The following is a 7,119-nucleotide window of genomic DNA, read 5'->3' as shown; positions in this document are numbered from 1 at the left end:
AAGTTTTCTAATGACAATTACTAGCTCTAAAGATTAAATTGGTCGAGCACAAGTTCCTTGAGAAAAACAAAGAACCCTCAAATTCTTCGCTATACCCAAAAACAACCAGAACTGCACGTACCACTACCACAGCATGCCTGAAGCACAGGGAAGAGGTTCTTTACCTATCAGGTAACGCAAAAGCGGCAGCCACTTTATCGTAGCTGCCGCTTTTGTGCTATACTTGCTAAACGAGCAATATAAATTACTTGCTGGCACTGATGGCAACCGGAACTTCCATGTTCTCCCACATCAGCACAAGGCCATTGTTAGTCACCTCATACTTCAGTCGCTCTTGCATAGTGGCAGCTTTGCGAGGTTTTACCTGCACGCGCAGCGCATCCTGCTTTTCGTCGTATTGCGTGCCCCACTGTTTTGCCGTTTTGTTGAAAATTACAGTCCATTCGTTCTCGTTTGGAATAGCGTAGAAGCTGTATGTACCAGCTGGCAGCACCTTGCCTTCCACTTGCACTGGTTTGTCTACAGTTACGGTGGTTGCCTCGTTAGCACCGGCTCGCCATACTTTGCCATAAGGCACCAGCTCGCCCCATACTTCGCGTCCTTTTACAGATGGGCTGCTATAGTTTACTGTTATATTGGCGCCCCCTGCTTTGCCAGTGGCTGTGGCAGCCGGACTTGCTTTCGGCTTGGCATCCTGGCCAAAGGCACTCATGGACAACAACATGCTAACCAGCAGCATCACGAGTGAATTCAATTGATTTACTTTTTTCATAGTTCTGTATGTTTGTTTATTAGTGAAAGATACGCAAAAGCCGGCGATATTAACATTATCCGCCTGATAATCAGATCTAAACAACATCAATAAGCTTTAAAACCAAAGAATCGGGGAAGTTCTCTTCTCCCGCAACACATTGCCAGCAACATCAGCCATAAGGTACAGCATAAGGTCTTATAGCAGTAACGATGCTTCAGCGGTTACTTGTGCATACAGCGGCAATAAATTTTGCTAGAGCCCGTAGGCATTTGCACCTGCACGTTAACACCAAACCAAACCTCCACGTTAAACAGTACAGTCGCGCGCAAACAAGACATAGCTTATGCCTCCTTTAAGAAACCAAAGACGAATCAAGACAACATCAACCACACGCGAGAGCACTACTGCTTATGGCAGCAGCCAACATGTGCAGGGCCAGCGTAGCAGTGCTTACAGCAGCAACCGCCGAATACAGTCCAGGCGCAAAGCAGTTACCAAAGCCCGGCAGCAAAAAACCACCCGATCAGCGGTGAAAGGTGCGGAGAACAGGCTAAAGAACTTCAGGCAAGCTTCTATTTTGGCAGTCGCTATCACTGGTTTTATTATGCTGATGTTTGCCCCTAGCGAAGCTGGACTTGCACAGGACGGCGGCGAGGTGCAGGCAACAGAACTGCAGGAGGACTCGGCAGAAGTACTGGCAGTTGACAGCCTAGCTGAAACAGAAGCCATGGCAGACACAGCCAGTGTAGCGGAATCGAGCAAAGCTTCTGCTGGCGAAGCCATCGGTGCACTGCAGAGTCTCTGGAAAAGCTTTTTATACAACCTCCCTAAAATCCTGATCGCCCTGGGTACCTTATTTCTGGCTTGGGTGGTGGTGCGTTTACTAAAGTCTCTCTTAAAGCGTGTTATAGGCAGTTGGCAAAAGTCCAGTGCGATTATGTCTTTGCTCTCTATTGCCGTATGGCTGTTGGCTATAGGTGTTGCCCTGAGCGTGGTGGCCGGTGATATTCGAGCACTGGTTGGCTCACTTGGTTTAATTGGCTTGGCACTGTCGTGGTCGTTGCAAACTCCAATAGAAAGCTTTACAGGCTGGCTCCTAAACTCATTTCAAGGGTACTATCGTGTAGGAGACCGTGTAAAAGTGGGCGAGGTGTTCGGCGATGTTTTCCGTATTGACTTTCTGACGACCACCGTATGGGAGATTGGGGGGCCATATCAGCCGGGTTTTGTGCAGGCAGAGCAGCCTACAGGGCGGCTTGTCACTTTCCCTAACAATGAAATATTAACAGGCACCGTTATCAACCTAACAGGCGATTTCCCTTATGTTTGGGATGAGTTAGCTATAGCCGTTGCGAATGAGTCAGATATACCGCTCACTATAAAAGTAGTAGGCACCGTAGCTGAAAACCTGCTCGGTAACTACATGGTAGAGCCCGCCCATAAGTATTCCCTGTTATTAAAACGTGCCGGCTTGGATGATAATGTGCCCGATGCACCACAGGTATTTATCTCTCTTGATGACTCCTGGACGAATGTAACAATCCGCTACCTAGTTGGCGCACGCGAGCGCAGAAAGTGGAAAAGCGAACTAACACTGCGCATCATTGAGGAGTTGAGTAAATCAGAATATATCGAGAAGATTATACCTGTTTATCCAAGGCAGCAAGTACAGTTTATTAACCCGGAAGGCGTACCCGTAGAGGCAAGGTTTACGGACGGCAACGAAACAGTATAAATACTGCATTCTATACTTGAAAGCCCGCCTTCAACCTCTTGTGCAGGTTAAAGGCGGGTTTTCAAGTATAAAGGTGTTAAGTTAATTTGAATGATCGTGCAGAATGTGCCAGCTACCGTCCGTATTTTCCATCACGAGCGTATAGCGGCCGCTTTGTTTTGTCGAGTCCTGGTTAGTGAGGGTGTACCGCCCCAGCACCAGCGCGTGTTCTTTGCCGAGTGGCTTTACTTCCAGGCTATCGAAGCTTAATGTTGAGGTTGGTGTACCATCTGTCGTAAAAGCTTCCTGATAGTAGCCTTTCATCTCCTTAACCCCAACCGGACCAGTAGGCAGCATAAAGGTGGCGGCACTGTCATACACTGTCAGAAACTCATCTAAGTTGCCGCTGTTCCAGTGTTTAGTGATACCATGCAGGGTGGGTATAACCTGCGTAAAATCGGCAGTCTGCTCTGCTTCAGTAGTTGCTGCTGTGGTCGGTGCTTCAGGCTGATTACAGCCCAGGAACAAAAGCGCAGCAACAAGCAAAGTACCGCGATTGATGGCATTCAATAGTTTCATTTTGAGGATTTAAAAGAGTCTGTTGCAGCAAATATGACAATTTATTCATACTTACTGCAACAGATTTTTTTACTACCCTGCATCTTCTTCAGCTATTTGCCGCTCAACGTATAAATTTATTTCTGAATTAATCTATTCCTAATCAACAACCTGCACCTCTTTGGACGCTACCAGCTTCTCCAGCGTTTTATCATAGTTTGGGTGCGTGGTGTGCAGCCATTCATCCCAAAACCTGAAGTATAAACCATAGTTGCCCTTAAAGTATTTGTGGTGCATGTTATGGTTGGTGGAAGTGTTCAGCCATTTGCCAACACTGCTGTTCACAAGCCATTTTGGATAGATTTCATAGCCTAGGTGCCCGTACACATTGTAGATAGTCATCAGCAGCAGGAAAAGCGCAATAGCCAGCGGGTGAATCGGGATCAGGAAAGCAATAACAAGTATAACGCTAGCTTCTACCACCGCCTCCAGCGGGCTGAAAGAGAAAGCGGCCCAAGGAGAGGGATTGGTTGACTTATGATGCGTAAGGTGAAACAGCTTGAACAGTTTGGGGTGATGCATCATCCGGTGCGTCCAGTAGAAGTAAGTATCATGCACCACCAGCGCCAGCACTACGCTTAAAAAGAAGTATGGCCAGCCAAACGCGGAGACTTCAGTGTAGATCTGCGTGTGCGGCAACACCGCCGATGAGGCAAGCAGAACGCCTATCAAAGCAAACACAAAAAAGGTAAAAAAGGAGTAGCCTACCTCCCGCACATAATCCTGCTGCTTAGGCAGGAGCGCCTGTATTTTGCGTTGTGAAAACTTCTTCGGCATCAGGATGTAAAACAGCAAAAAAGCCAGCCCCGCAATTACCACATACCGGAGGGCCAGCAACAGGTATAACCAACCAAATTGACTAACAGCCATAACAATTAAATCTTTTATAAGAGGTTCAGAAAAGCTCCTGCATAGCAGGGGCCTTTTCTGAAACACAATTCCCGTACCAAATAGTTGCTTGGCAAAGCAGCATCATTTGTTTGCTCCTGTAGCTACTCTCCGAAGGGCAGCCTCATTCTTCTGGCATGGTCGTGGCCTGTGCTGTTTTTGAATTTGGCCTGCTTTATAACGCGTAAGGCTTCTTCGTCGCAGCCGTGCCCCAGCCCCTGCACCACAAAGGCATCCGCCACATTGCCTGCTGCATCAATCACAAACTCCACCAGCACTTTACCTTTTATATGATTGGCTTGAGCTTGGGCAGGATATTTTAGCTGTTGATATAGCTTCTCTTCTCCTCCAATCAGCTCAACAGCGGCATGCGGTTCTACCTCCCTTGCAATATGTTCTACATATAGGTCGGGCGGGTTAGAGTTAGACGTAGCGGTGGGTATCTTATACTTGATGCCCCAATGCGATAGGTAATCTTCCAGCGGTGGCAAACCTACTTGCGCCCTCCTTTCATTTACCTTATGCTCCTCCTCTATGGGATAGAGTTTAACTCCTGCATCATCTTCCGATAACTGGGAGCCATAAACTTGCGCTTCTCCACGCCCCACTTTTACCCGGTCTATCAGTAAGGCAACTGAGGCCTTAGCCAGCTCACCACTTTCTGCTGCTTGTTTTAAAAGCGGCAAGTATTTCTCCTGTGTCTCCTGGGCGCTGTGTTGTATTACTAGATAGGCAACTGACTTTAGCTGCTCACCTATCAAAGACTTGCCTGGATAGCCGTACTTCGAGATAATGTTTTCGACCTCGGCCAGATTAGCTATATCTATAGCAGTCTGTTTTGCCCATATTTCCTGCACTTCTTTTGAGCTCCAGCCGTGTGCTGCGGCGGCACTTTCTATTACGGCGCCTCTGTATTTCTGGTCTGCCTCAGCTATGTGCTGTAGCTTTACGAGCAACTCTTGGTTTGCCTGCGCACAGGCAAGGCTGCCCGGTAGCAGGAAGCATAGCAGTACCAAAATTTGGTTTAGCTGTTTCATAATGATAAGGTTTATGTATGGCCGAAATGCAGGGACCGGTAGAGAATTTATACTTTAACTATACTTACTGCTTAAACACCTCCAGCAACGCCTCCCGGTAGGTGCGGCCAACAGGCACCTCAGCCCCGGCAATGCGCACCTGGTAACTTTCAAACACCTCTACATGCGGCAGCGACACCATGAACGATTTATGGATTCTCAGGAACCTGCTAGGCGGCAGCTGCTTCTGTAGTTCGGTAAGGCTGTTGAGGGTGGTGATCTTTTTGCTGCTTGTCACGAATGTGACATAGTTACCGGAGGCCTCTAGGTATAAAATTTCGTCCAGCTTGAGCTGAAAGGTTTGTGTACCGCTCTTCACAAGTATAAATTCCGAGCTGCTTGCTGCTGCATCTGCAGCGGGTTTGTTTCTTAGCTTAAGCGCCACAGCTGCCTTGTTAACTGCCTTCAAAAACTTCTGGAACTCGATAGGTTTTAGTAAGTAGCCTACGGTGTCCCAATCATAACTTTCCACGGCATACTCAGAGTAAGCTGTCGTGAAGATAACCATAGGTGGCTGAGGCAGCGCTCTCAGAAATTCGATGCCGGTTAGGTCGGGCATGTTGATGTCCAGGAAGATAAAATCTACCTGCTCGTTAGTCAGATACTCCAGTGCATCAATACTGCTCCTGAATGTTTGCACCAGCTGCAGCGAAGGCACCTTTTGTGCGTAGTGCGCTATCACCGACAGGGCTTTGGGCTCATCATCTATGGCAATGCATTTCATACTTTTAGATGTTAGACTTTAGATATTAGATGCTAGACTTCAGGTACTTTTTAAAGTAATGATTCAGAAATAAAATTGACGGTGTACCAGTATCAGGACAAAAGACCTTTTTAAAGTATGAGCTGCCAAACAATTTAGTACTGGCACTTTGAACTCTTAACCAGCTTTTACTGCAGTGCCGTGATAGCCACCTGGGTTTTCTGTAGTTCCAGCCGCAACACTGATTTGTATACGTTTCCTTCTTCGGTTACCGTGAGGGTATGGCGGTTTGGATACTGCAGCTGCAGCAGCTTTTTAACGTGCTCCTGGCCAAAACCTGCATGCGCCACCGACGCTGTTTTGTTCTGCCGGTATATGGTGTTTTCTACTGAGAAATAAAGCTCATTCTCAGTTGTTCTGAGGTTTATCAGGATATAAGACTCCTGCTTCAGGCTTACCCCGTGCTTAAAGGCATTTTCCACAAAGTTGATCAGCAACATGGGTGATATCCGCACTTGTTGGGTATCGCCTTCCACATCAAACTGAATGGTGATGTTTTCATCACCGGAAAAACGAAGCCTCTGAAGTTTAATGTAATTCTCGATGTACTCTACCTCGCGGTACAGCTCAATGTAAGGCACATGGCTTTCGTAGATAGAGTAGCGCATGAGCTGCGTGAGCTGTGCTATACTTTGCGCCAATTCATCCGCGTTTTTCTCGATAGCCATAGAGAACAGGTTGTTCAGTGTGTTAAACAGGAAATGCGGGTTTACCTGGTTTTTCAGCAGAGCCAGTTCGGCTGTGGTTACATCCAGCTTCTGCAGCCCCTCTTTGTGCTGCAGCCACTCTTTGGTTGCCCAATAGGCAAATGATGCTACCAGCACCCCCAGAAATGCGAGTATTCCGTCTGTTAGCACGTTGTAATCCAAGCTCCAGTTATATTCATCATAATCAGAAAACATGAAGTTATTTTCAGACAAAGTATACAGCAGCACCTCCGCCATAAAGCACCATCCAAAGCTCATACCGAGCGGTAACAGGTACTTCCACTTGTTAGCAGCATTTTTGTATCTCGGGAAGATCAGGTACACGTTTACATAAAAGAAAGCAGCCTTGAACACGATCAGAAACAGGCTGTTCCAAAGCTCCATCTGCCGGGAGTGGTTCTCTACAAGTATAAGCTCTTCCATATCAGAAGGGTCCATATGATACGGCATCTCCAGAACTCTGTCAGACCAAAAACTTGTAAAGAGGAAGCCGACAAGTATAAGCCAAAAAACCAGGTGCAGGATCAGCTCGGTATACTTGGCCAGGTGGGATATATTTTTCATGATCTTTCGTTTTAAAATCAGTTATAGCAAGTTAG

The 7,119-nt window shown here is 47.0% G+C and carries 7 protein-coding genes; 1 reads left to right on the top strand and 6 read right to left on the bottom strand.

Annotated features, from left to right (window positions below):
- Positions 1 to 244 precede the first annotated feature (244 nt).
- Complete coding sequence (locus ACFQ2O_RS00290) at positions 245 to 772, bottom strand: DUF2911 domain-containing protein (RefSeq protein ID WP_377521957.1); 528 nt, start codon at positions 770 to 772, stop codon at positions 245 to 247.
- A gap of 325 nt (positions 773 to 1,097) precedes the next feature.
- Here ACFQ2O_RS00290 and ACFQ2O_RS00285 point away from each other — a divergent pair, with 325 nt between their 5' ends.
- Entirely contained in the window at positions 1,098 to 2,489 is a 1,392-nt protein-coding gene (locus ACFQ2O_RS00285; RefSeq protein ID WP_377521955.1) for a mechanosensitive ion channel family protein, read from the top strand.
- 81 nt (positions 2,490 to 2,570) lie between these two features.
- Here the strand turns inward: ACFQ2O_RS00285 and ACFQ2O_RS00280 are convergent, their stop codons facing one another.
- The 5 genes from ACFQ2O_RS00280 to ACFQ2O_RS00260 form a co-directional block, all read right to left on the bottom strand.
- Positions 2,571 to 3,047, bottom strand: a complete 477-nt coding sequence (locus ACFQ2O_RS00280; protein ID WP_377521953.1) for a YybH family protein — start codon at positions 3,045 to 3,047, stop codon at positions 2,571 to 2,573.
- Positions 3,048 to 3,185: 138 nt separating this feature from the next.
- Positions 3,186 to 3,956, bottom strand: a complete 771-nt coding sequence (locus ACFQ2O_RS00275) for a sterol desaturase family protein (protein WP_377521952.1) — start codon at positions 3,954 to 3,956, stop codon at positions 3,186 to 3,188.
- 122 nt (positions 3,957 to 4,078) lie between these two features.
- A complete protein-coding gene (locus ACFQ2O_RS00270) occupies positions 4,079 to 5,011 on the bottom strand; it encodes a TonB family protein (protein ID WP_377521951.1) in 933 nt (310 codons plus the stop codon).
- A gap of 64 nt (positions 5,012 to 5,075) precedes the next feature.
- Complete coding sequence (locus ACFQ2O_RS00265; RefSeq protein ID WP_377521950.1) at positions 5,076 to 5,774, bottom strand: LytR/AlgR family response regulator transcription factor; 699 nt, start codon at positions 5,772 to 5,774, stop codon at positions 5,076 to 5,078.
- A 167-nt stretch (positions 5,775 to 5,941) separates the two neighbouring features.
- Positions 5,942 to 7,084: a sensor histidine kinase gene (locus tag ACFQ2O_RS00260; protein ID WP_377521949.1), complete on the bottom strand. Its 1,143-nt coding sequence runs from the start codon at positions 7,082 to 7,084 to the stop codon at positions 5,942 to 5,944.
- Positions 7,085 to 7,119: the final 35 nt, after the last annotated feature.

Origin of the sequence: Pontibacter rugosus, from assembly GCF_042678745.1 — a bacterium.
Lineage (GTDB): Bacteria > Bacteroidota > Bacteroidia > Cytophagales > Hymenobacteraceae > Pontibacter > Pontibacter rugosus.
Note: the sequence above shows the minus strand (reverse complement) of the source record. Positions and strands in the feature narration are given on the sequence as shown.